This window comes from Campylobacter concisus, assembly GCF_003048875.2.
In the GTDB taxonomy this organism is placed as follows: Bacteria; Campylobacterota; Campylobacteria; order Campylobacterales; family Campylobacteraceae; genus Campylobacter_A; species Campylobacter_A concisus_AU.
The window spans coordinates 49264-73416 of record NZ_CP049264.1 but is presented as its reverse complement, the minus strand read 5'-3'; the positions used below and the strand labels follow the sequence as shown (position 1 = coordinate 73416).

General features: G+C 41.8%; 27 protein-coding genes. 20 read left to right on the top strand and 7 right to left on the bottom strand.

The annotated features are described in order from the left end of the window. Nucleotides 1-57: 57 nt before the first annotated feature. The 6 genes from CVT07_RS00415 to CVT07_RS00390 all read left to right on the top strand — a co-directional run bounded on the left by CVT07_RS00415 (nt 58) and on the right by CVT07_RS00390 (nt 7099). Nucleotides 58-528, top strand: a complete 471-nt coding sequence (locus tag CVT07_RS00415) for a hypothetical protein (protein ID WP_021087028.1) — start codon at nt 58-60, stop codon at nt 526-528. After that, nucleotides 525-1376, top strand: coding sequence for a deoxyribonuclease IV (gene nfo / locus CVT07_RS00410; RefSeq protein WP_021087094.1), 852 nt, complete (start codon nt 525-527; stop codon nt 1374-1376). The genes CVT07_RS00415 and nfo overlap by 4 nt, the downstream gene beginning before the upstream one ends. Then, on the top strand, nt 1373-2626 hold the full coding sequence (locus tag CVT07_RS00405) for an OmpP1/FadL family transporter (RefSeq protein WP_021087101.1): 1254 nt from the start codon (nt 1373-1375) through the stop codon (nt 2624-2626). The genes nfo and CVT07_RS00405 overlap by 4 nt, the downstream gene beginning before the upstream one ends. Before the next feature lie 8 nt (nt 2627-2634). After that, nucleotides 2635-4302: a fatty acid--CoA ligase gene (locus tag CVT07_RS00400; RefSeq protein WP_021087093.1), complete on the top strand. Its 1668-nt coding sequence runs from the start codon at nt 2635-2637 to the stop codon at nt 4300-4302. Then, on the top strand, nt 4302-6035 hold the full coding sequence (locus CVT07_RS00395; RefSeq protein WP_107936153.1) for an ATP-binding protein: 1734 nt from the start codon (nt 4302-4304) through the stop codon (nt 6033-6035). Before CVT07_RS00400 ends, CVT07_RS00395 begins: the two co-directional genes overlap by 1 nt. 743 nt (nt 6036-6778) lie before the next feature. Continuing rightward, nucleotides 6779-7099, top strand: coding sequence for a hypothetical protein (locus CVT07_RS00390; RefSeq protein WP_107936151.1), 321 nt, complete (start codon nt 6779-6781; stop codon nt 7097-7099). A gap of 129 nt (nt 7100-7228) precedes the next feature. Here CVT07_RS00390 and fliI read toward each other — a convergent pair whose 3' ends face one another. Both fliI and folE read right to left on the bottom strand, forming a co-directional pair. Further along, complete coding sequence (gene fliI / locus CVT07_RS00385; protein WP_004317323.1) at nt 7229-8536, bottom strand: flagellar protein export ATPase FliI; 1308 nt, start codon at nt 8534-8536, stop codon at nt 7229-7231. Continuing rightward, complete coding sequence (folE, locus tag CVT07_RS00380; RefSeq protein ID WP_004317386.1) at nt 8533-9105, bottom strand: GTP cyclohydrolase I FolE; 573 nt, start codon at nt 9103-9105, stop codon at nt 8533-8535. Before folE ends, fliI begins: the two co-directional genes overlap by 4 nt. 137 nt (nt 9106-9242) lie before the next feature. Between folE and tig the strand changes: the two genes are divergently transcribed. From tig to CVT07_RS00320, 13 genes are read left to right on the top strand one after another with little or no spacing between them, the layout of a single operon-like run. Further along, nucleotides 9243-10574, top strand: a complete 1332-nt coding sequence (gene tig / locus CVT07_RS00375) for a trigger factor (RefSeq protein WP_107936149.1) — start codon at nt 9243-9245, stop codon at nt 10572-10574. Then, nucleotides 10574-11164: an ATP-dependent Clp endopeptidase proteolytic subunit ClpP gene (clpP, locus tag CVT07_RS00370; RefSeq protein ID WP_004317374.1), complete on the top strand. Its 591-nt coding sequence runs from the start codon at nt 10574-10576 to the stop codon at nt 11162-11164. The genes tig and clpP overlap by 1 nt, the downstream gene beginning before the upstream one ends. 8 nt (nt 11165-11172) lie before the next feature. Beyond that, nucleotides 11173-12207: a GGDEF domain-containing protein gene (locus tag CVT07_RS00365; RefSeq protein WP_107936147.1), complete on the top strand. Its 1035-nt coding sequence runs from the start codon at nt 11173-11175 to the stop codon at nt 12205-12207. A 1-nt stretch (nt 12208) separates the two neighbouring features. Then, nucleotides 12209-12727, top strand: coding sequence for a peptide deformylase (gene def / locus CVT07_RS00360; RefSeq protein WP_009295072.1), 519 nt, complete (start codon nt 12209-12211; stop codon nt 12725-12727). Then, on the top strand, nt 12724-14229 hold the full coding sequence (locus CVT07_RS00355) for a YifB family Mg chelatase-like AAA ATPase (protein WP_107936145.1): 1506 nt from the start codon (nt 12724-12726) through the stop codon (nt 14227-14229). The genes def and CVT07_RS00355 overlap by 4 nt, the downstream gene beginning before the upstream one ends. Before the next feature lies 1 nt (nt 14230). Then, on the top strand, nt 14231-15634 hold the full coding sequence (locus CVT07_RS00350) for an NAD(P)H-hydrate dehydratase (protein ID WP_107936143.1): 1404 nt from the start codon (nt 14231-14233) through the stop codon (nt 15632-15634). Then, complete coding sequence (gene purN / locus CVT07_RS00345) at nt 15616-16203, top strand: phosphoribosylglycinamide formyltransferase (protein ID WP_107936141.1); 588 nt, start codon at nt 15616-15618, stop codon at nt 16201-16203. The genes CVT07_RS00350 and purN overlap by 19 nt, the downstream gene beginning before the upstream one ends. Continuing rightward, nucleotides 16196-16921 carry a TerC family protein gene (locus CVT07_RS00340; protein ID WP_107936139.1) on the top strand — a complete coding sequence of 242 codons (726 nt, stop codon included), beginning with the start codon at nt 16196-16198 and terminating at the stop codon, nt 16919-16921. The genes purN and CVT07_RS00340 overlap by 8 nt, the downstream gene beginning before the upstream one ends. 14 nt (nt 16922-16935) lie before the next feature. After that, complete coding sequence (locus tag CVT07_RS10065) at nt 16936-17154, top strand: VOC family protein (protein WP_230855708.1); 219 nt, start codon at nt 16936-16938, stop codon at nt 17152-17154. A 28-nt stretch (nt 17155-17182) separates the two neighbouring features. Beyond that, entirely contained in the window at nt 17183-17317 is a 135-nt protein-coding gene (locus CVT07_RS10230) for a hypothetical protein (protein ID WP_269059562.1), read from the top strand. Nucleotides 17318-17329: 12 nt separating this feature from the next. Further along, nucleotides 17330-18655, top strand: coding sequence for an MATE family efflux transporter (locus CVT07_RS00330; protein ID WP_107936137.1), 1326 nt, complete (start codon nt 17330-17332; stop codon nt 18653-18655). A gap of 52 nt (nt 18656-18707) precedes the next feature. Then, nucleotides 18708-18947, top strand: a complete 240-nt coding sequence (locus tag CVT07_RS00325) for a hypothetical protein (RefSeq protein ID WP_087583405.1) — start codon at nt 18708-18710, stop codon at nt 18945-18947. Continuing rightward, nucleotides 18944-19255: a type II toxin-antitoxin system RelE family toxin gene (locus CVT07_RS00320; protein ID WP_107936135.1), complete on the top strand. Its 312-nt coding sequence runs from the start codon at nt 18944-18946 to the stop codon at nt 19253-19255. The genes CVT07_RS00325 and CVT07_RS00320 overlap by 4 nt, the downstream gene beginning before the upstream one ends. A gap of 9 nt (nt 19256-19264) precedes the next feature. On the opposite strand, the gene CVT07_RS00315 is transcribed toward CVT07_RS00320, so the two are convergent. Genes CVT07_RS00315 through CVT07_RS00300 form a run of 4 tightly spaced genes read right to left on the bottom strand, consistent with a single transcriptional unit; the run spans nt 19265 to nt 23264 of the window. Next, nucleotides 19265-20071, bottom strand: a complete 807-nt coding sequence (locus tag CVT07_RS00315) for a metal ABC transporter permease (protein ID WP_004317440.1) — start codon at nt 20069-20071, stop codon at nt 19265-19267. Between the two features lie 9 nt (nt 20072-20080). Continuing rightward, nucleotides 20081-20863 carry a metal ABC transporter ATP-binding protein gene (locus tag CVT07_RS00310; RefSeq protein WP_021086647.1) on the bottom strand — a complete coding sequence of 261 codons (783 nt, stop codon included), beginning with the start codon at nt 20861-20863 and terminating at the stop codon, nt 20081-20083. Then, the gene (locus CVT07_RS00305; protein WP_107936133.1) at nt 20860-22353 is read right to left on the bottom strand and encodes a DUF1007 family protein; all 1494 of its coding nucleotides are present in this window, start codon (nt 22351-22353) and stop codon (nt 20860-20862) included. Before CVT07_RS00305 ends, CVT07_RS00310 begins: the two co-directional genes overlap by 4 nt. Nucleotides 22354-22355: 2 nt before the next feature. Then, nucleotides 22356-23264, bottom strand: coding sequence for a metal ABC transporter solute-binding protein, Zn/Mn family (locus tag CVT07_RS00300; protein ID WP_107936131.1), 909 nt, complete (start codon nt 23262-23264; stop codon nt 22356-22358). A 145-nt stretch (nt 23265-23409) separates the two neighbouring features. Between CVT07_RS00300 and CVT07_RS00295 the strand changes: the two genes are divergently transcribed. Next, on the top strand, nt 23410-23769 hold the full coding sequence (locus CVT07_RS00295; RefSeq protein ID WP_103650011.1) for a Fur family transcriptional regulator: 360 nt from the start codon (nt 23410-23412) through the stop codon (nt 23767-23769). Here the strand turns inward: CVT07_RS00295 and CVT07_RS00290 are convergent. Continuing rightward, nucleotides 23760-24152 (bottom strand): acyl-CoA thioesterase, encoded by a 393-nt coding sequence (locus CVT07_RS00290; RefSeq protein WP_087583398.1) that lies wholly within the window; start codon nt 24150-24152, stop codon nt 23760-23762. The two genes, CVT07_RS00295 and CVT07_RS00290, sit on opposite strands and share 10 nt — an antisense overlap. Between the last annotated feature and the right edge of the window lies 1 nt (nt 24153).

Sequence of the window (24153 nt, the reverse complement as noted above, 5' to 3'; positions counted from 1 at the left end):
TTATGAAGTTGGGATTATATTACTTTTTAACTTAAATTTACATAAAAGGACAAATCATTGAAGAAATTTTCACTTGTTTTATTATCTGCTCTCATTTTTTCAGGCTGTGTTGCGACTAAAACACCGCAAAGCTCGCAAGCTTTTCAGGTCACTTTATTTTCTCCGATGATAAAGATAAATGATGTTGGATTTTTTCATACATACAAAAATGATCTAAATTTGCAAATTTATAGCTCTGGCGTAAATACCGCAAATATCAATATAAAGGACAAAATTTGCGTAAATAGCGCTTGTTTTAAAAAGACTGAATTTAACGAGAAATTTTTTCTAGCGCCGCATTACGAGAGCCTTTTTGAAGAGATTTTGCAAAGGCAAAAAATTTATGACGGCAAAGGTCTAAGCACCACAGAGTGCGGCTTTAGACAAGATCTAAGTTCTTATTTTATAAAATACGAAGTTTGCGATAACTACGTCAAATTTATCGACAGCAAAAATAAAATAAAAGTGATAATAAAAGAGTTAAAATGAGATACATAGGGGCTCACGTAAGTGCGGCTGGAGGCGTCTTTAACGCACCGATAAATGCTGCAAAAATAGGAGCAAATGCCTTTGCGCTTTTTACAAAAAACCAGCGCCAATGGAGCGCAAAAGAGCTAAGCGAGGGCGAAATAGAGCAGTTTAAAGCAAATTTAAAGGCCTCTGGCATAAGCGCTGATCACGTCTTGCCACACGCAAGCTACCTCATAAATCTAGGCCATCCAGAAAAAGAGGCAAGAGCTAAATCCCTTGAAGCCTTTATCGATGAGATAGAGCGAGCTAGCAAGCTTGGACTAAAGCTTTTAAATTTTCACCCAGGCTCACACCTAAAGCAGATAAGCCAAAACGAGTGCCTAGATAACATCGCTAGGTGCATAAACGAAGCGCTAAAACGAACAAGCGGCGTAAAGCTTGTCATCGAAAACACAGCCGCACAAGGCTCAAATTTAGGCTTTGACTTTACGCAGCTGGCGTATTTGACCCAGAGAGCAGACGATGAGAGCAGAGTTGGCGTTTGCATCGATACTTGCCACGCATTTGCCGCTGGGTACGATCTAAGAAGCAAAGAGGCTTACGCTAAGACGATGGGCGAATTTGATGCGATCATCGGCTACAAATTTCTATCTGGCATGCACCTAAATGACGCTAAATTTGGACTTGGCTCAAAAAAAGACAGACACGAGAGCCTTGGCAAGGGCGAGCTTGGGCTTGGCGCTTTTGAAAATATAATAAATGATGATAAAATAGGCGAAATTCCCTTGATTTTAGAGACGATTGACGAGAGTATTTGGGAAGATGAGATCAAAATTTTAAGAAACCTAGAAAAGGAAAAGCTATGAAAAGAGTGCTTTTAAGCATTGTTGCGACGTGTTCTTTATTAAATGCTGGGGGTTATAAGGTCCCTGAGCAAAGTGCTGACTCTTTAGGGCTTGCTGCTAGTAACGTAGCCTTTAGTTTTGGGGCTGATGCGGCTTATTTTAACCCTGCAAATATGATGTTTTTAGACGGGCTTCACCATTTTGAAAGCACGCTTGGTTGGTTTCATATAAATTCCATCGACTTTAAAAGCGATGATGGCAAAAGCTACAGCTCAAAGAAATTTGACTCGCTAGCTGGCACATTTAGCTTTGTAACGCCAGAAATTTATGAAAACTGGAGATTTGGACTAGCCCTTGCCGTGCCTGCTGCCGTTGGCATCTCGTGGGAGGATCCAGCTACTGCTTTTACTGGCAAGAGATTTAAACTGCAAGTTGTCGAGCTAAATCCAACCGTGGCTTACCGCATAAATGATAAGCTTGCCGTTGCTCTGGGCGCTAGAGGCGTTTATAGCAAGGGTAAGATAGCAAGCGACTTTGGAGGTTTTGGCTACAGAGAGATACAAGGCGATGGGATAAACTACGGTTACAACGTCGCTCTTACATATAGACCAATTGAAGACCTTAGCCTAGCTGTAACATATCGCTCAAAGGTTGATATGGAGCTAAAAGGTAGCACCGACGCTGACTTTAACGGACAGCTTGCACCTATAAGCTATCACGGCAAAACTAGCGTCAAGATCCCTTTACCTGCTCAGCTAGTGCTTGCAGCTGGATATAAATTTAGCGATTTTACACTTTTGCTAGCATTTGAGAGGACTTACTGGTCTAAATTTAAAGATTATGACTTTGAATTTGGCGATAAGACAGCAGCTCACACGAGTTCTCCGCTTAGCGGATACTTTAAGTCATTTATGGACGATCCAGTCGTTAAAAACGCAAAGGATACAAACACATATAGGATAGGTCTTGCCTACGATGTCAATGAAAAACTTAGGCTAATGGCTGGCTTTTCATATGATGAAGATATAACTAGCAGCGAGCATACTGGCTTGGAGCTTCCAAACACCACTTCTCAAGCTTACACGGCTGGAGTGAATTATAAATTTACACCAAATTTAGAGGTAGGGCTTGGCTATGTATATCAGCACCGTGATAAAAAGCGTGCAACAGATATAAAAAATGGCACTCGCAATGGCATGGGCTCAATGTCAGGAGAATTTGAAACTGGCAAGATACAGATAGTTGCAACAACATTTAAATACTCTTTCTAGGGCTAAAAATGCAATACTCTTATAATAATTTTTATGAAATTTTGACCAAAGTAGCAAAAGAAAGTCCAAACCAGATAGCGATCTTTGATGAAAAAGAGAAGCTAAAATACCACGAACTAAAACAAAACGTCGATAAAGTGGCGGCTTACTTGCAGCTTTGTGGGGTAAATTTTGGCGACAAAGTGGCTATGGCGGTGGCAAATTCGAAAGAATTTATCATCTCATACCTTGCTATCACGGCTATCGGAGCGGTCGCGGTGCCGATGAACACCTTTTTAAAGACAAATGAGTTTGAGTATATATTAAACGACTGCGGCGCAAGGGTGCTCTTTGCCTCCAGCTCGCTTGCAAAGGAGCTAATAGCACTTAACGAGCTTGAAATTTTAAGAAAGATCATCTGGATCGGTCAAACGCCTAAAAAGCTTCAAAGCGCCTCAAAAGACGACTATGTAAGCTTCGATGAGGAGTATGGCGAGAGTGCCTATCTATCTTCAACTCCACAAATTTCAAAAGAGGATATGAGCAAGGGCTATGAAAATAACGGCGTTGTAAAAAATGTAAATTTCAGCGAAGCGCTAAATCACAAATACACCCTAAGCATCACAAAATACCCTAAAATAGACGATCTCATGCACATCATCTACACCTCAGGCACCACAGGCAAGCCAAAGGGTGCGATGATAAGCTATAAAAATATCTTCTCAAACGTCATCGGCGCTCACGAGCGTTTTAAGGTTAAAAAAAGCGATAGATTTATCGTATTTTTACCGATGTTTCATAGCTTTACGCTCACAGCGATGGTGCTTTTACCGATATATGCGGGCGCTTCGATGGTGCTTGTAAGATCAGTCTTTCCATTTTCAAATGTGCTAAAGCAGACGCTGCTTAAAAGAGTCACTGTATTTTTGGGTATCCCAGCCATCTATACAGCCATTGGCAAGGCAAAAATTCCTTGGTATTTTAGATGGTTTAACCGCATAAGGCTATTTGTAAGTGGTGCTGCTCCGCTTGCTAAGCAAACGATTGATGATTTTAGAGTGAAATTCCCGCGCGCGACGCTCGTTGAAGGATACGGCCTTAGCGAATGCTCGCCAGTCGTAGCGGCAAATTTATTTGACAAGCAAAAGCTTCTAAGCGTAGGCCCTGCGCTAAATGGCTATGAGGTCAAGATCGTAGATGATGAGATGATAGAGCTACCAGTCGGCCAGATCGGCGAGATCATCGTAAAAGGCGACTGCGTCATGCAAGGCTACTACGGCATGCCAGGCGTGACTGATGAGACCATCATAAATGGCTGGCTAAAGACTGGGGACCTTGGCAAGATCGATGAAGAGGGCTTTATCTACATTGTTGATCGCAAAAAGGACCTCATCATATCAAAGGGTATAAACATCTATCCGCGTGAGATCGAAGAGGTCATATATAAACTTGAAGCCGTCGAGGCTACAGCAGTCATCGGCGTAAAAGATGTGCACGCAGACGAAGAGGTCGTCGCTTTCATACAGGTGAAAGATGGCATGGATCTTGATGAAAAGACGGTTAGAGAGCATCTAAAGAAAAATTTAGCAAATTTCAAAATTCCAAAAAGCATCTATTTTGCCGAGGAGCTGCCTAGAAACGCCACTGGCAAGGTGCTAAAACGCGTGCTAAAAGAGCAGATAAAGGATAAAATTTAGTGAAGTATTTACTTGATTTTCTAAACCAAGACCTCAAAAAAAGTAAAATTTACGAGCTTATAAAGTGCGGCGATGAAGAGGGAGAAATTTTAAAATACCTAAGCAAAGCCTACGTGCAAGGAACAGCCAGCATGAGCGTTTATGAGCTACTTGGAGCTGTTTTTGGCACGCAAAATGAAAAGCAGCTTTTATACCTTAAATTTATAAAAAATTTGCTAGATAGCGGCTGGATAGTGCAAAACTACAGCCTCTTTAAAATGCCAGAGAACTCGCAAAAAAGCTCAAACCAAGGGCTGCTTTCGCTACTTCACTCTGAAATTTCACTCTCAGCTACATTTTTAAAAATTCTAGAAGATGGTAACGCTGATATAAATTTACCAGAGCTTTCGCCTTATGAAGACCATTTGGAGTATTTAAAAGATCAGTTTTTAAAGATAGAGCTTTACTCAAAGGCTGCGATATTTGAAGGTGGCTCAAATGACGCTAAAAAGCGGATAAATGAGCAAATTTCTGAGCTAACAAAGCGGATAAATGAGCGAGTAAAACTAAGCAAGATCAGCCTAAAGATAGAGCAAATTTTTAAAGAAAACTCGCTTGATGAAAAAGAGCAGATCATATTTTTAGCCCTTTTAAAAGAGGAGTACGCAGGCGATTTTGAAAACGGTCGCGACCTAAACACGCTAGTTGGGCTAATAAGCAAAGATGAGCTTGAACGCATCAAAAATCGCACTCTTTTAGAGGATGGCTCAAGGCTCATCGAGGGCGCACTAATCGACTACGACGAGGTTTTAAACGCTTATGGCAATGTTAGCAAGAGCTTTTTTATAAACGAAGAAATTTTGCAAAGCATAATGCACCCAAAAAATGACAAAAACAGCAAGAAAATCAAGATCGAAAGCCTAGTAAAAGAGCAAGAAATTTTTGAGCTCATTGAGCCGGTAACGAGCCTAGAAGATGTCGTGCTAAATGAGAAGACAAAGCAGCTTTTAAGCACGATACTAAAGCAAGTCGATAAAAAAGTGCTCGCTAGACTTAGCAGCTGGGGCATAAAAACTAGGAAAAATATAGACGCCAAGATCATCTTTTACGGCGAGCCTGGCACTGGTAAGACGATGAGCGCCGTTGGGCTTGCAAAGAGCCTAAAGAAGCAAATTCTAAGCTTTGACTGCTCAAAAATTTTAAGCAAATATGTCGGTGAGAGCGAACAAAATGTAAGGAAAATTTTTGACACTTACAAAGAAATTTGCAAAAAAAGCGGCAGCGAGCCAGTGCTCTTGCTAAATGAAGCCGATCAGTTTTTAAGCACGAGGGTGGAGAGCTCAAGCGGGGCTGAAAAGATGCATAATCAAATGCAAAATATCTTCTTAGAGCAGATCGAGCGCTTTGAGGGCGTGCTAATCGCTACGACAAATTTCTTACAAAGCCTTGACGTGGCATTTTCTAGAAGGTTTGACTACAAGATCGAGTTTAAAAAGCCTGATTTTAACGGCAGGCTTGCCATTTGGCGTAAAATTTTGCCTGAAAATGCGAGCTTTGAAGATGGCTTTAGTGTAGAAAGGCTGGCTGAGTTTAACCTAAGTGGCGCACAGATCGTCCTTGCGCTAAAAAATACCGCCTTAAAAGTCGCCATAAAAGATGATGGGATTTTTACCTTTGAGGACTTCAAAACGACGATAGAGCGCGAGCTAAACTCAAGCTTTGGCGAGGATAAAAAGATGGGATTTGGCTCTTAGTTTTTCTCTTAATTTATAAATTTGACTTTGCGCTACGACAAAGCCACTGATGTTGGTGAGAAACCTGCTTATATCTAATAAATTTCGCCGCTAAAATCACGCAAAATACGAGCAAATTTAAGCTTTGACGATAAAAAATAGGCTTGTTTTTGGGCTTTTTTAAAGCTATCTTGCAATGTTTGTGCTGCCAAAAAGACAAAGTTCAGATATCAAATTTGCTTTTATCCATTAAATTTACAAGAAGCCTGTCACCAAAAGCTATAGAAAACGTAAAGCAAATTCTATCTTTGGCAAAGAAAGAGATTTTCTCTTACGCTTTTTTAATATACGCTTTGCATCACTAGGCAAAGTATAGAGTATCGGTGCTTGCCAAACTAAACGTGGAATTTTTTACAATTAAATTTTGGCAAAAGCTACGATAGGATAGACACTCGCCCATAGGCTCTTTGTATAAATTTAACTCACTTGCCTTAAATTTACTACCGCGTCCTTTTGCAAACAATCATTTTTCAAAAATCCCAAATTTTGAAATTTATCCGCTCTGTAACTGCCCTACTTTTTCATCTATTGCGGACTTTTTACATTATCGACGATTGCTAATCTAAGTGTGAATTTTTGTTTTTTATATTAAATCTAAGCGAAAAACTACAGCTTGACAGACGCCAACTTATAGGCACTAGCATAAATTTACTACCCTAGCCTTTGCAAAATGGTAGTTTTTATCCAAAAAAACCCAAAAAATTTTGAAATTTATCCACTTTGCCTTAAACATCAAGCGCACAAAGTGCATATCTCTAGTTGCGTATGTTTTTGCATTAAATTTTGTTTTTATCTATGCAAATTTGCACAAACCACAAGCAAGACAAATGCACTCACAACCGCTTAATGTAAATTTAGCTCACCGCTTCAAATTTACTACCGCATTTTTTATTAAAAAGCTAAAAATTTTAAATTTTATCCGCCGTTTGGAGCGTGGGCGTGAGTGCTTTTTTATAACGTTTTATTTATTTTTACTAAAACAAAAGCCGCCCGCTCCACGAAATTTAGCCCCAAAAACCCAGTAAATTTCAAACACGCTTCCGCGACTTTTGCAACATCACTTTTCGCACTAAAAAAGCAAAATTTATCGATATTTTTAATAATAAAAAATTTAAAAGGCTATGAAATTTTAGTAGTCAAATTTATATAGAATTTTACTGATTGATCTTATCAAGCAACTCTTCGACCTCTTCAAGCGCAAAGGCCTCTTCTGAGCTTTGTTTTAAGAAGCTCTCCATAAATTCTTTCTTCGAGATCGCAAGGTCAAGCTCCTTGTCGCTACCCTTTTGATATGCGCCGATGCGAAGCAAAACTTCATTTTCTTTTAAAAGCGAGTAGAGGCGCTTAAATTTCATCGCATTTAGCTTGTGTTCTTTGCCGATCACGTCGCCCATTACACGCGAAGCCGAGTTTTGGATATTGATAGGTGGGTAGATGCCAAAGTCCGTTAGCTCGCGGCTTAGCACGATGTGGCCGTCTAGGATAGAGCGGCTTTGGTCAGCTATCGGGTCGCTCATATCATCGCCCTCAACTAGCACGGTGAAAAATGCCGTGATACTGCCCTTGCCCTCCTCTTTGCCGGCGCGCTCCATTAGCTGTGGCAAGAGTGTGAGCGAGCTTGGCGGATAGCCCTTTGAGGTCGGTGGCTCGCCAAGCGCAAGGCCGATCTCACGCTGCGCCATCGCAAAACGCGTCACGCTATCCATGATGAAAAGCACGTCGTTGCCCTGCTGTTTGAAGTATTCAGCCACGCTCATCGCACAAAATGCGCCGTATTTTCGCATGAGCGAGCTATCATCACTGGTCGCTACGATGATGACCGTGCCCTCTAGGTCGCCACCTAGGTTTTTTTCTATAAATTCAGGCACCTCACGGCCACGCTCGCCTATTAGCGCGACTACTTTTATGGGAGCTAGCGTATTTTTTACGATCATGCCCATGAGGGTTGATTTGCCCACGCCTGAACCTGCGAAAATTCCCAGCTTTTGCCCTTTGCCGCAGGTAAGCAGCCCATCTATCGTCTTTATGCCAACGCTAAAAGGCTCGTTTATAAGCCCCCTTTTCATCGCATCTATGGGCGCTCTCATGATCGGCATATATTCAGTCGTATCGATCGCCCCTTTGCCGTCAATTGGCTTCATAAATGGATCGACCACGCGACCAAGTAAATTTGGCCCCACAGGTATGCTCATGCCCTGATCGCTCTCATAGACAAAGTCGCCTATCCTAAAGCCCTCAACAAAGCCAAATGGGCTGATGTAAGCGCCATCTGTCTTTATCTGCGTGACCATGCCAAGGCCGTTTTTACTCTTGTCTTTTGCCACTATGCGCACGATGTCGCCGATACTTGGGCGAAGTCCGGTGATCTCTATCGTAGTAGCCGTGATCTTTGTGATGACACCAAAGGTATTTGAGAGCTTCACGCCCTCTTTAAGCCTTGAATTTATGCGCTCTAAACTCAAAAATGCGTTTCCCTAGGCGAATTTATCAGCGAGAAAAACTCTCGCCTTGTGTCTGCGTTTTTGATAAAGCAGCCTCTAAGCGCAGAGGTCGTGGTAGTCGAGTTTATCTTCTCCACACCCCTCATCTCAACGCACATGTGCCTTGCCTCGACGACAACTCCAACGCCTTTTGGAGCGATAACGTCCTCAAGCGCCTTTGCGATCTGCTCGGTCATCTGCTCTTGAATTTGCAAGCGTCTGGCGTAGATATTTACCATGCGTGGAATTTTACTAAGGCCAACAACCTTGCCATTTGGGATGTACGCCACATGCACGCGGCCGATAATAGGCAGCAAATGGTGCTCGCAAAGGCTGTAAAACTCGATGTTTCGCATTAAAACCATTTCGTTGTTTGAGCTGGTAAATAGCGCGTCACCAAGGACTTCTTTTGGGTCTTGATCGTATCCGCTAGTTAGAAATTTAAAAGCTTTATAAACGCGCTCTGGGGTTTTAATAAGCCCCTCTCTGTTTGGATCTTCGCCGATAATAGTTAGCATATTTTTAACTGAATTTTCAAAACTCTCTTGCATAAATTTTCTCCATAATTTTATCGCCAAATTCTACGTTAAAACGCCTTTTATATCTATAAAAATTTACAAATTTACAATGAAATAAGGAAAATTCTGCTATATTTTGGGCTAAAAATTTGTATTCATAAAGGAATTCGATGGAAATCAAAATCAAAGCTCTAGATAGCGTAAATACCCTAGCAAGCACGACTGTAAGTGCAGATGCTATAAAGTCTAGCGTAGAAAAACTAGCAAAAAAAGCGGCAAAAACTATGAAAGTAGATGGCTTTAGGCAAGGCCATGTGCCAGTCGCTGTCGTGCTAAAACGCTACGAGAAAGAGCTAACAAACGACGCTGAGCAAGATGTCTTAAGAGATGTAGTCGAAGAGGCTATCAAAAAAGCAGGCAAGAAAAATGACGACCTTATCGGCGAGCCTATCGTTTCAAAATTTGACAGAAAAGATGACAAGATCGACGTTGAGCTAACAGTTTCATTTAAGCCAAGCGTCGATGTGAGTGGCTATGAGAGCTTGATACCTGAGTTTTCAAACCCACGTGTTTTGAAAAAAGATATCGATGAGAAGAAAGCTGAGCTTCTAAAAATGATAGCTCCACTTGAAAAAGTAGAGAGCAAAAGAGGCCTAAAAGTGGGCGATTTTGCTAAATTTGACTTTGAAGGCTTTGTTGATGGCGTTGCATTTGAAGGTGGCAAGGCTGAAAACTACGTGCTTGAGATCGGCTCAAACCAATTCATCCCAGGCTTTGAAGATGGCATGGTAGGCATAAAAGCTGGCGGCGAAAAAGATATCGAGGTTAAATTTCCAGAGAACTACGGCGCTGCACATTTAGCTGGCAAAGACGCTGTTTTTAAAGTCAAACTTCATGAAATTCAAGAGAGAAATATCCCTGAAAAACTAGACGAAGAGATGCTAAAAACTATCCTTCCAAACGAAGAAAAACCAACTGAAGAGCTACTTGAAGAGCGCATAAAAGAGCAAATTCGCCAAGAGAAAATTTATAAACTTATAAACGAAGAGCTAAAACCAAAATTTGCTGAAGCTGCGGTTGAGAAATTTAAATTTGACGTGCCAAAAAATATCGTAGAGCAAGAGATCGATATGCAGTTTAGAAACGCATGGAGCTCATTTACTCCAGATGATATGAAGAAATTTAGAGAGGACAAAGACGCTCTAGCTAAAAAACGTGACGAGTATAGAAAAGACGCTGAAAATAGCGTTCGCCTAACTTTCATCATCGATGAGCTAGCTCGCGTAAGAGGCGTGAAAGTGAGCGATCAAGAGGTCGTTCAAGCGATCTATTTTGAGGCGTATAGAAGCGGTCAAGATCCAAAAGCGCACCTTGAGATGTACCGCAACCAAGGCATGCTTCCAGCTATAAAGATGTCGATGATCGAAGAGAAGCTATTTAGCGAGCTTTTCAACAAAGAAAAAGACGAGAAAAAAGCAAGCAAAAAAGAGAAGGCTGAGTAATGAGCTATTACGTTCCTGTCGTAGTTGAAAGAACTAGCAGAGGTGAGCGAAGCTATGATATATACTCCCGTCTTTTAAAAGACAGGATCGTTATGCTAAGTGGCGAGATAGAGGACGGCATGGCTGCTTCCATCGTCGCTCAGCTGCTATTTTTAGAGGCTGAAGATCCAGATAAAGATATCTACCTTTATATAAACTCACCAGGTGGCGTGATAACAAGTGGCTTTAGTATCTATGACACGATGAACTACATAAAGCCAGATGTTTGCACTATCTGCATCGGTCAGGCCGCTAGTATGGGTGCATTTTTGCTAAGCTGTGGCGCACCTGGCAAGAGATATGCACTGCCAAATTCTCGTATCATGATACACCAACCACTCGGCGGTGCTAGAGGACAAGCGACCGATATCGAGATACAAGCTCGCGAAATTTTACGTTTGAAAGAAATTTTAAATGGAATTTTGGCAAAAAACACAGGCCAAAAGCTAAGCAAGATCGTAAAAGATACTGAGCGCGACTTCTTTATGAGCTCAGCTGAAGCTAAAGAATACGGACTTGTCGATAAAATTTTGGAGAAAAGTTTTAAATAAGGCCCAAAGTGATAAAGATAGATAACGCACCAGATCCAAAGAGAAAAGCAGCTGAAGCAAAACCAGCTGTCAAAAAAGAAAAGGTAAATATCTATAAATTTTCAGAGGACGTTTTACACGAACTAAGTGACGACAACGTCCCATCTACGCCGACAAACTACTCTATCTACTTTGAAAAGATGCTTGATGGGCAGTCAGATGAGTTTAGAAAAGAGATCGGCGATATCATCGTGACAAATTCTGAAAGCTCGGTGCCAACAAACGGCAATATCTCTATCGAAAAAGAGGTAAAACAAGGCTTTATCCAGATAAAGAGCATGCTTCAAGCAGTCGTGCTCATCTATAAAAATTTAGGCGTTATGAGAGGCCTAGTGCAAAAGCGTATGGATGGACTTAAAAACAATACAAACGTCCTTGCACTGCAAAATGTCTTAAGCGCCTTTAACCAAGACCTCATCAAGCTAAACGACCTCATGGACAAGCATCTTGACGTCATCAAGATGAGCTATGAAGAGGTCGGCAAGATGTTTAAGGCGATCGAAGAGCAGTCGATCTACGACACAACATACGAGGTCTATAATAAGAAATTTCTAGTAGCGACCATAAGCAGTGAGATCGAGTCTGTTAGGCGTTACGGCTATAATGCCTCATTTTTGCTAGTCAAGATAAAAGATAAATTTGCAAACCGAGTTAAAAATTTAAAAGAGCGAAACAATATGTTTAAAAGCATGTCACAGCTTCTTTTAAGAACTTCACGTAGAAGCGATATAGTCGCACACTACGGCGATGGCTGCTTTGCTATGGTGATGAAATACACCGATGAAAACGGCACAAAGCAAGCGTGCGCGAGAATTTTAAACATGCTCTCATCTATGCCTTGGAAGATCGACAACGAAGAGTGCAAACTAGACGTGCAGATCGTCTCAAGCATGATCTCAAAGACAAAGAGCACCGAAGAGTTGCTCTCTCACGCACTTGACAAGCTAGAGACCAACCAAGACCTAAATGAGCCGCTATTTTTAGACGAGAAAGCAGAGAATTAGTTTGATACTAGAAGTTTTATCCTATCCAAATAAAAAACTTTATGAAATTTCAAAAGAGGTCGAAGTCTTTGATGAGAAACTTCACAAACTTCTTGATGATATGTATGAGACGATGATCGCAAAAGAAGGCATCGGTCTTGCGGCCATACAAATAGGCGTTGCAAAGAGAATTTTCATCATAAATTTAGCCAACGAAGAAGGCGTGCAAGATAGAGAAAATTTAATCGAGATCATAAACCCAAAATTTGAGCTACGTGAGGGCGAGTGCGTCTATCAAGAGGGCTGCCTTAGCGTGCCTGGCTACTACGAGGACGTTAAAAGAAGCGAGGTAGTTGCTATTAAATTTCAAGACCGCTTTGGCAAAGAGCAGACCTTAAAAACTGACGGGCTACTAGCGATCGCTATTCAGCATGAAAATGACCACCTAGACGGACATCTTTTTATAGAAAAAATAGGCTTTAACAAACGCAAAAAATTCGACAAGGAATACAAAAAGCAGAAAAAAGAAAAGACATCATGAAGTCCCTAAAATGTGCTACTTACGGCGACGGACTAAAGATCATTGATGTTGAGTCTATCTTTTCTCGTGGGCTTCCTGGCTTTAGTATCGTGGGTCTTGCAAGCACCAGCATCAAAGAGAGCACGGAGCGTGTAAAGGCGGCACTTTTAGCGCTTGATTTTGCCTTTCCAGCGCAAAAAATAACCATAAATTTATCCCCCTCCGACCTGCCAAAAAGTGGCTCACATTTTGACTTAAGTATCGCCCTTTTAATCGCCCTTCAAAAGGCAAAAAGCTTGGAGAAAATTTTTGTTTTTGGCGAGCTTGGACTTGACGGCAGTGTAAAAAGCACGGCAAATTTATTTTCGATCCTACTTTTTTTAAGCACACAGGTGCAAAAGGCAAAAATTTTAGTGCCTAAGGAGATAGCCGCTAAAGCCTCGATGATACCAAATTTAGAGGTTTATGGCGTTAGCACGCTAGAAGAGGCGATCAAGTTTTTTAGCGACGAAGAATTTGCTAAAAGCACGCATTTTAACGCCACACACGAGCTATTTTCAAATGTGATAGAAATTTCTGGCAAAAGATACGTTCCAAATTTAAATTTCGAGCTTGATTTTAAGGACGTTTTGGGTCAAGAAAGAGCCAAAAGAGCCTGCGTCATCGCAGCTGTTGGCATGCACAATATCCTATTTGAAGGCAGCCCAGGCAGCGGCAAGAGCATGTGCGCAAAACGCCTAGTTTATATCATGGCGCCACAAAGCCTAGAAGAGGTGCTAAAGTCCGCAGCCTACCGCTCGCTAAACCTGCAAGATAGCGAATTTACAAGCATTAGAGCCTTTCGCTCGCCGCACCACACCTCGACAAAAAGCTCGATCTTTGGCGGAGGCTCAAACGTCGCAAAGATCGGTGAGATCGCACTTGCAAATGGCGGAGTGCTATTTTTTGACGAGTTCCCACACTTTGCCAAGCAGGTGATAGAAAGCCTTAGAGAGCCACTTGAGGACAATCAAATCCACATCGCAAGGGTAAATTCAAAAGTGACTTATGAGACTAAATTTATCTTCGTAGCCGCTCAAAATCCCTGCCCTTGTGGAAATTTATTCTCCCGCAACCTAAACTGCAAATGCAGCGAAAATGAGATAAAAAACTACAAAGCCAAAATTTCAGCCCCAGTGCTTGACCGCATAGACTTAAAAGTCGCGATGGACGAGAGCTCACCAGATGATAAGGCAAGTTTAAGCTCACAGCAGATGAGCGAGATGGTCTTAAAAGCCTTTATCTTTCAAAAAAAGCGGGATCAAGATGAGCTAAATGGCAAGCTAAATGACGCGCAGGTGGCTAAATTTTGCACGTTAAACGCCGAGGCGAGTGAGATTTTACAAAAGGCTGCCACGAAATACAACCTCTCTCAAAGGGGCATAAAAAGGACGCTTAGAGTAGCTAGAAGCATCGCCGATCTTGATGAGAGCGAGCAAATTTTAAAGTCCCACATCCTAGAGGCGCTTAGTTTTAGGGCATAGAATGAAAAATTTATATTTAGACACGAGAGTTTTAGACGAGCGAGCAGGCGAGAAATTTAACCTTAGCGAAGAGCTTTTAATGGAAAATGCAGCCGCAGCCATAGCAAATTTCATCCGTAAGAAATTTAAAAAAGGCAAGAGGGTGCTTGGCATTTGCGGTGGCGGAAATAACGGCGCTGACGTGCTTTGCGCTTTAAGGATGCTAGAGGGCGAGTATGAGTGTGAATTTATCCTAGCTAGTAAAAATTTAAAGCCACTTGCCGCCAAACAGCTTGAAAGGGTCAAATTTGCTGGCGTGCGAGAGAGCAAAGATATAGAAAATAGCTTAAATAGCGCAAAATGCTTCATAGATGGGCTTTTTGGCTCAGGGCTAAATAGAAATTTAGACAAAAAGCACATAGAATTAATCTCAAAAATAAACGCCAGCCCTGCCTATATCATCGCTTGCGACGTGCCAAGCGGGCTAAGTAACGATGGCAAGGTGCTTGGCGCTTGCGTAAAAGCAGACGCTACCATCACGATGGGAGCTAGAAAGCTAGCTCTTTATAGTGACGCAGCAAAAGACTATGTTGGCAAGATAAAACTCGCCACACTTGGCATAAGCGCGCAAAACTACGAGTGCGAGAGCGACTATCATTTGCTTGAAAAATGCGATCTCATACTTCCAAATAGAAAAAATAAGTGCGTAAATAAGGGCGACTTTGGCCACGCATTTATCATATCTGGCGAGCACATAGGAGCTAGCAAGCTTTGCGCAAAGGCGGCATTTGCCTTTGGGGCTGGGCTAGTTAGCGTGATAGGCGAGCAGGGTTTAAATTTACCAACGCACATCATGCAAGCTAGCAATATAAGTGAAAAAATGAACGCTGGAGCCCTTGGCATGGGGCTTGGCAAAAAGGGCGTAGAAGAGCTTGAGGTGCAAAATTTAAATGGCAAAAAGCTTGTGCTTGACGCTGATATCTTTTACAGCCCAAAAGTGCTTGACCTGCTAAGCGAGAACTGCGTCTTGACACCTCATCCAAAGGAGTTTTGCTCGCTTTTAAAAATTTGCAAAATGGCCGATATAGATGTGCAAACTTTGCAAGAAAACAGATACGCTTACGCTAAGGCTTGGAGCGTGAAATTTAATGCCGTTCTTGTGCTAAAAGGAGCAAACACCATAATCGCCAAAGATGGGCAAATTTACGTCATGCCTTATGGTAAAAGCGCGCTTGCAAAAGGCGGCAGTGGCGACGTGCTAAGCGGCCTTGTACTAGCACTTTTGGCTCAAGGCTACGAGCCACTAAATGCTGCCATCTCAGCCACTTTAGCTCATGCGCTTAGCCTTAGAAATTTTGGCAAAAACAGCTACGCGCTGGAGCCAACAGACATCATCAAAGGAGTAAAATGCTTACGAAAAAGATAGCCGTGCTTTTTAGCGGCAGTGGCTCAAATTTAGAATCGATACTTAAAAAAGTTCATAATCAAATTTTTAACGGCGTAAAGATCGAAGTTTGCCTTTGTATCTGCAACAAGCCTGGTGCTTTTGGCATCGAGCGAGCTAAGAAATTTGGACTTGAAACGCTCGTCATAGAGAGTGCTAAATTTAAAAACCGTGAGGAATTTGACGCTGTTTTGGTGGAGCAAATTTTAAAAAGCGGTGCTGATCTTACAGTGCTTGCAGGCTTCATGAGGATACTAACGCCAGTTTTTACGGCGCAGATAAAAGCCATAAATTTACATCCTTCCATATTGCCACTTTTTAAGGGCGCTCATGCGATAAAAGAGAGCTTTGAGAGTGACATGATGCTTGGCGGAGTTAGCGTGCACTACGTGAGCGAGGAGCTTGATGGGGGCAAACTGATCGCACAAAGAGCGTTTGAAAGAGAAGATGGCATGAGCTTAGATGAGTGGGAGGCTAAAATTCACGCCATAGAGTATGAAATTTTGCCTGAGAGCATAATAAAAATTTTAACAAAGGAAGCAAATGTTTGAATGGTTGAGTTCGCCAGAGGCGTGGATATCGCTACTTACGCTAACTTGCTTGGAGATAGTTTTAGGCATAGATAACATAATATTTATCGCTATTTTAGTAGGCAAACTGCCACCAGAGCAAAGGGGCAAAGGCCGCATTTTAGGGCTTGGCTTTGCGATGATCACTAGGATCATCCTGCTACTTTCGCTATTTTGGATCATGAAGCTTACAAAGCCGCTCTTTAGCATAGGCGAGCTTAGCATCACTGGACGCGATCTAGTGCTCATAATAGGCGGTCTATTTTTGATAGTAAAATCATCAATGGAGATCCACGCAAACGTCACTGGCAAGCATGAAGAGGCTCATGAGAGCAAGTCTCATCCAGGATTTTTTGCCACTATCCTAGAAATAGGCATTTTAGACATAGTCTTTTCACTCGATAGCGTTATCACCGCAGTTGGCATGGCTCAGCACATCGACATCATGATACTTGCCGTCATCATCGCAGTTGGCGTGATGATGTTTGCCTCAAAAGCGATCTCAGAATTTGTCGATAACAACCCAACAATAAAAATGCTCGCACTAGCATTCTTGGTGCTTGTTGGCTTTGCGCTCGTGCTTGATGGCTTTGGCGTGCATGTGCCAAAAGGCTACATCTACTTTGCGATGGGCTTCTCGCTAGCGGTTGAATGCCTAAATATCTACGCTAGAAAAAGGGCATCAAGAGATCAAAAATAAAGATGTGAGCTAAAATGCAGATAAAAAATTTAGATCACATCGTTATAGTCGTAAGCGACGTTAAAGAGGCGCTTAAATTTTACTGCGACATTTTAGGCATGCGACCAGCTCAGAAAAACGGTCACATTAGCCTAAATTTTGGCTCACAAAAGATAAATTTACATAGGTTTGAGGGCGAGTTTTTACCTGCGGCAAAGCATCCAACAAAGGGTAGCGCTGATATATGCTTTTAGCTAAAAATGACATAGAGAGGAGGTGCGTTTGGAGCTACTTTCAAAAGGTGTGAAGATAGAGCTTGGTGTCGCTAGGCGAAACGGAGCACTTGGAGCAATGAAGAGTTTATATATTTACGACTTTGATGGAAATTTGATAGAACTTAGCCCAGATGAAATTTAGCAAGAAGATAATTTGGACCTACTAAAAGACCCGCTAAATAAACTAATCATCTCGCTCTCACTGCCAGCTGGCGTGGGCATGATGTTTAACACGCTTTACAACGTTACTGGCACATTTTTCGCCGCTAAAATTTCTACCATAGCCGTCGCTGGCATGGCGATGAGCTTTTTGCTCTATCTAAGCGTCGTTGGCATCGGGCTTGGCTTTGGCTCGGCACTCACCGCGCTAATAGGCAACAGCCTTGGCGCAAACAAACCAAAAATGGCTAAACTTTATGCGGCAAATGGCATCGTTTTTGTGCTTCTTTTTGCCCTATTCATGGGGCTATGTGGCTACTTGCTAGCGCCAAATTTACTGGTCATTTTAGGTGCTGATCATCACTACATCAAAGAGGCGCTTGACTACGCTGGTGTCATCTTTCTTGCAGCTCCATTTTTCTTGCTTATAAAATCGCTTAACGGCGTTCTAGTCGCACTTGGCGATACTAAAAGCTACCGCAACTGGCTATTTTTAGGCCTTTTTATCAACGCATTTTTTTGCTATCTTTTTGCCTTTGGCTTTGCTCTTGGAGTAAAGGGTCTTGCACTAGCAACGGCTAGCGTGCAGTTTTTAGGCACGCTCTATCTCTTTTTTAAAGTTAGAAAGAGTAAGATGATAGAGCCTAGAAATTTAGGCTATTTCGTGCCAAATTTTGCCGTCTGGGCAAAGATACTAAAGCAAGCCTTGCCAGCTTGCCTAAACTACCTCTCAATGTCGCTTGGCTCGCTCGTGCTTTTAAAATTTGTAAGCTTTTACGGCGTCAATGCAGTGGCAGGCTATGGCATAGCCTTAAGGATCGAGCAAATTTTAGTGCTTCCAACCATCGGCATGGCAGCAGGAGTGCTTAGCATCATCTCAAGAAACTACGGCGCTAAGAGCTTTCAAAGAGCGATGCAGTGCTACAAGCTATCGCTTCTTTTTTTGCTCATCTACTGCGCCTTTGCCTACATCTTTATCAGGCTTTTTGGCGAGAGCGCGATCAGGCTCTTTGATGGCACGCCAGCCGTGCTAGAAGTGGCAAAGCTCTACCTTGGCATCAATTCACTTGCCTACATGGCTTACGGCACGATAAACATCTCAGGCAGCACGCTACAAGCGATAAAACGCCCAGTGGCGATCTTTTTGCTAAATGGCTTTAGACAGCTCGTGCTTCAATGCTCGCTCTTTTACGTGGTGGTCTTTTGGCTAGGACTTGAGATCAAATTTATGTGGCTGGCGCTCTTTTTTAGCGTCTATTTTACGGCGATTTGCTTTTTGTCTTGGACGCTTTTTAGGTTAAAAAGAGCTAATAAATTTTAGCTGCAAACATCTATGATATAATCTCGCAAAATATAAATTTTAAGGAGCTAAAGTGACTAACACAGTAATGCTTCAAGGGCAAAATGGCTTTATAATCACAAGCGAAATCATCAGCGCTATGAAACAGCTTTTTGGCGAAAAGATCAAAGTAGTAGAGATAGATGATGAGTTGATCGATAATGTTTTGGATATAAAAGATGCAAAAGAGGCTGAGGAAATTTATGCTAGATTTGTAGCAAGTAACAGCAAAGGCACAACGCTTGATGAACTCAAAAAAGAAAACTGCTTATGAAAGTTATCATTACCGATGAAGCAAAGGTAAATTTTAACAAACTTGATGGCTCTGTTAAAAAGCAAATCATCAAGGCTCTCGAAAAACTAGAAACCCTAAAAGACCCGCGTGAAAGCGGAAAGGCTCTAGTAGCAAATTTAAGCGGACTTTGGCGCTATAGAGTTGGTGATTATCGCTTGATTTGCTTGCTAAAAGACGACGAACTAATAATCCTGCTTTTAAATATCGTAAAAAGAGATGAAGCTTACTTAGACAAAAACGTAAAACTACTTTTAAAGCTCAAAGAAAAAGCAGAAAAATCTTCTTAAGGGCTAAATTTAACTCCTCAAGCTTTTAAATTTAAAACTAAACGCAAAAAAACAAAGTGAGGCGACTAAGATGATGCTAGCTCCGCCTGTGAGGTTGAAATAAAAACTGATCACAAGGCCGATAAAGCAAAAGATGATAGAAAAAATGGTTGAGATTAGCATCATTAGCCCCAGCCTTTTGGCAAAAATTTGAGCAATATATGGCGGTATGGTAAGTAGCGCGATGACAAGTATTAGCCCCACGACGCGGATCGTAGCCACCACGCAAAGCGCCATCATACAAACTAGCAGATAGTGAAAAAATGTCGTATTTACCCCGCGAAGTTTTGCAAATTCCGCATCAAAGCTGATCGCCACAAACTGGCGGTAAAAAAGCGCGATGAGAGCCAAAAACAAGAGGTCTAAAACGCTCATAAAGATGATATCTGTGCCGCTAACTGCAAGTATCGAGCCAAAAAGATAGCTCATAAGATCAGCGTTATAGCCAGGCGTGAGGTCGATGAAGATAATGCCAATCGCCATGCCAATCGCCCAAATAGCGCCTATTACGGAGTCGATGTTTGTCTTGTCTTTTAGCGTGATAGTGGCGATGATGAGCGCTAAAAATAGTGAAAATATGCTCGCTCCAAAAAGTGGCTCGAGCGAGAAAAAAAATGCAAGCCCTATGCCGCCATACGCGCCGTGTGCGATGCCTCCAGCGATGAAAGTCATCTTGTTTATCACCACAAGCGAGCCTATCATGCCGCATATTATGCTTACTAAAATGCCCGCAATAAAGGCATTTTGCATAAAATTTAACTCTAAAATTTCACTCATTTTCTCTCTTTAAAATTTAAAAACATTGCTCTTTGTTTTTTCACAACCGCACTCGCCAAGTGCGATCTCGACATCACAAAAATGGCTATGCGTTCTAGCTAGATGCTCGATAAATTCCCTCTTTGCAAGGTTTTCATGCGTTTTGTGAATGTGTAAATTTTTACTCACGTAAGCGATCTTTGTAGCGTAGTTTAGCACGATATTTAGGTCGTGACTTACCAAAACCACGCCCACGCCATTTGCATTTATGCCCTTTAAAATTTCATAAATTTCAGCCTGCCCCTTTGTGTCGATGCTTGCTGTTGGCTCGTCTAGGATGAGCACTTTTGCATTTGCGCAAAGCGCTCTAGCGATATAGACGCGCTGCCTTTGACCGCCGCTTAGCTCGCCGATCCTTGCGTTTGCAAACTCCCTCATGCCGACCTTCTCAAGGGCACTTAGCGCTAGGGCTTTTTCATCTTTTGAGTAAAAACCAAAGATTTTTTTATCGATTAGCCCCATTAAAACGACTTCTAAAACCATCATCGGAAAGCTTTGATTTGAGAGGAAATTTTGCGGTACGTAGCCTATAAATTTACTAACCTCGCTTGGCTCTTTACCAAAGAGCTTGATCTCGCCACTTTGAGGCTTAAGCAGACCCAAAATGAGCTTTAAAAGCGTGCTTTTGCCCCCGCCATTTGGACCAATTATCGCTAAAAACTCATCGCTACTATAGTCTAAATTTATGTCCTCTAAAACGACTTGTTTATCGTAGCTAAAGTTTAAATTTCTAATTTTTATAATATCTTTCAAAACAGACTCTTTTGCGTAAATGTCGTGACAAAAATGAAAAGTCCAAGCCAAAGCATGATGCCAAGGGCTGCAAATTCTGCATAGATTTTAAACTTTTTTAGCTTAATGTTCGTGCTGATCTTTGAGCCAAAAACTGCCGCTACAAATATCACCACACTCATGCCAAGCGCCATAAACAGGCCACTTATCACGCCTGCAAAGTAGCTGCCTATCTCATTTGCCAGCACAAAAACTAGTATGGTGCCAGGACAGGGCACAAGAGCCGCAGCAGCCGCTACTAGCCACTCCTCTTTGCTCTTTGGCTTTTTGGTTGAGCAAATTTGACAGCCACATTCACTTTTAAATTTTGTATTTTTACTCAAATTTTGGCTTAGATTTGATCTAAAAATATAAAATTTAGTCTCACTTTTGTTTGAAAGGTAAAATTTGATCTTTTTAACAAGCATAAAAATCGCCACAAAAAAGATCACGACGCCAGAAAACGCAGTCGTTATGCTAGCGGTGTCCTTTGTAAGGTCGCTGCTTACTTCACGAAGCAGCAAAAAGCTAGCAAAGACAAAGACAAATGCGCCCACGACGTGCAAAAAGCCGATCTTTAAGGCAAATAAAAACGCCCTTTTGTAGCTGCCTCCAGTTGCGGCAAAATATGAGCTTGTTAGCACCTTGCCATGGCCTGCTCCAGCAGCGTGCAAGAAGCCATAGCCAAATGATATAAGTGCCAAAAATAGCAGGGCAAGCGGACTTTTATAATCCACGCTTCTTAAAATTTGCTTTAGCCTATCAAGCAAGCTTAGGCTAGTTTTTGAGACGATGTCAAATTTAGCCTCGTCGATCTTATCTATCTGGCTTAAATTCTCATCGCTCGCGCCTACCACTGGCTCTTTTAGTAGCTCTTTAAGCGCTGGCTTTTGGTTGTGAGCTTTGGCTGCTTCTTTGCTTGAAAATGTAAAAAATATCAAATTTGAGTTTGAATTTGGTATCGCCCAGAAGCTTTTACCCACCAAAAATGCGTTATTTTGCGTAAATTTGAAGTTAAAATAGCCCTCTTTGTCCTCCATATCAACCGACACGACAAGTCCGTCAGCGATCACTAAATTTGTCTTAAAACTCACGTCAAATTTAAGTCTGCCCTCGTCAAAATAGAGCTTGTAATTATTTAAATTTGGCTCTATTTTAGTGGCGTTTTCATCCTTGTAATAATACTCGATCTCCGTTAGATAGTGCCTTGGCACGAGGTAGTCTAGTAAATTTAAGCGGATCTTTCTAAGCTCTTTATCATCTATCTTTTCATCTTGATTGAGGTCAAAATTTTGCTTCATAAGATCTGAGAAATTTTGCGAAAAGGTCCAAGTAAAAGCGATCTGGCTAATATTATTTTCTTGTGCGACAAATTTCGCGCTAACGTGAGCTGTTGGGCTATAAAGCGAGCATAGAGCACACCCGAAGGCATTTATCGCTAGTAGGCAAATGACGATCAGGCGTGCTAACATTTTTATAGACTTTTAGCAAAAATTTCAGCCGTTTTTTTCATCTCGACTAGCCAGTTTTCAGGCAGTTGGTCTATCATGACGACCTTTGAGCCAGTCTCTTTTGCGATCAAATTTGCAGCCTTTGTTGGGAATTGTGGAGCCACGAAAATGACCTTTACGCCGTGCTCTTTAGCCTCTTCTATAAGCTCTTTTAGCTCAGCTGGCTTTGGCTCTTTGCCCTCTATCTCGATAGCTATTTGCTCTAAATCATAGCGCTTTGCAAAGTAGCCCCAAGATGGGTGATATACGATAAATTCACGAGTTTTGACATCTTTTAGCTCGTTTTTAATAAAGCCATCAAGCTCGTCAAGGCTAGCTTTAAATTTAGCCAAATTCTCCTCATAAAGCTTTGCATTTTGCGGGAATTTCTCTATTAGCGCCTTTGCGATGTTATCAGCTTGAGTTTTTACTAGGATAGGGTCAAGCCAGATGTGTGGGTCAAGGCCGTCATGGTGGTGGTGATGGTGCTCACCATCGTGGTCATGATGCTCATGCTTATGCTCACCCTCGTGCTTGTGCTCGTGGTGTTCATGATGTTCATGCTCCTCGCTCATAGCGATCTTTTCGATGCCCTCTTGCGTCTTTACGATGCGTAAATTTTTAAACGTTTTTGAGAAGCGATCAAGCCACGCGTCCTCAAACTCGATGCCGATAGCAAAGTAAAGCTCGCTCTTTTCAAGCTCCTTCATTTGCTTTGGCTTTGGCTCATAGGTGTGTGGGTCAGCGCCTTTGCCAACCATCGCATTTACATCTAGCGTATCTCCAGCGATCTGCTCGACAAAAAATTTCGTTGGCAGTATGCTAGTAGTCACAACCGGCTTTGCAAAAAGAGACAAAGCACAAACAGCTAAAAAAACGATAATTTTTCTCATTATCTCTCCTTTAAAAAATAATTGCGAAGTTTAGCAAAATGCAACTTGGTTGCAACTTAAAAAGCAAATGCCTAAATTTAGCCTTTTCTTTTAAATATAGTTTAAATCTTTTAGCGTTAATATACGAAAAATCAAAAGGGCAAAGATGAACGCGAGAAATTTCTTAGAAGAGCACAATATCAAGGCCACGACGCTTCGCATAAAGCTTGTTGAAATTTTACAAAACGCCAAAACGCCGCTAAGCTACGATGAAATTTTAGAGAGTCTTGACGCAAACAAGACGACCTTTTATAGAAGTATGGAAATTTTCGAAAAAGAAAATCTCGTGATAAAAACTGAAAACAACCACAAGAGCTACTACGAGCTAGCAAATGAGGCCAAAGCCTACTTCATCTGCGACGTCTGCCACAAGGTGACAAACATCGATATGCCCCACCTAAGCGTCGCTAAAAATATAAAAAGTGCCGTGATAAAGGGCGTTTGCGACGAATGTGATCACGAGTAAAGCGCGATGATCTCAGCCGGGATAGCTTTTGGGCGGTTTGTCTTTAGATCGATATAGACAAATTCTGTCTTGCCAGTTGCTATTAGCTCGCCATCCTTTTTAAACTCAAAATATCTGCAAGATGTCGCCTTGCCCTCAGTTTGCGTGTAGGTGTGAATTTCTATCTTGTCCATCAGCTTTGCGCTTTTTATATATTTTGCTTCATTTTTTCTGATGAGCCAAATTTCACCCCTTTTATACTGCGCCTCGACCGTGTCGCCAACAGCGGCAGAGTGGGCAAATGCGGCCTCTTGCATAAGCGTGAAATAATAGACATTATTCATGTGACCGTGCATGTCGATGGCTTGTGGTGGGATGGTGACGTGATATATAAAATCTCTCATT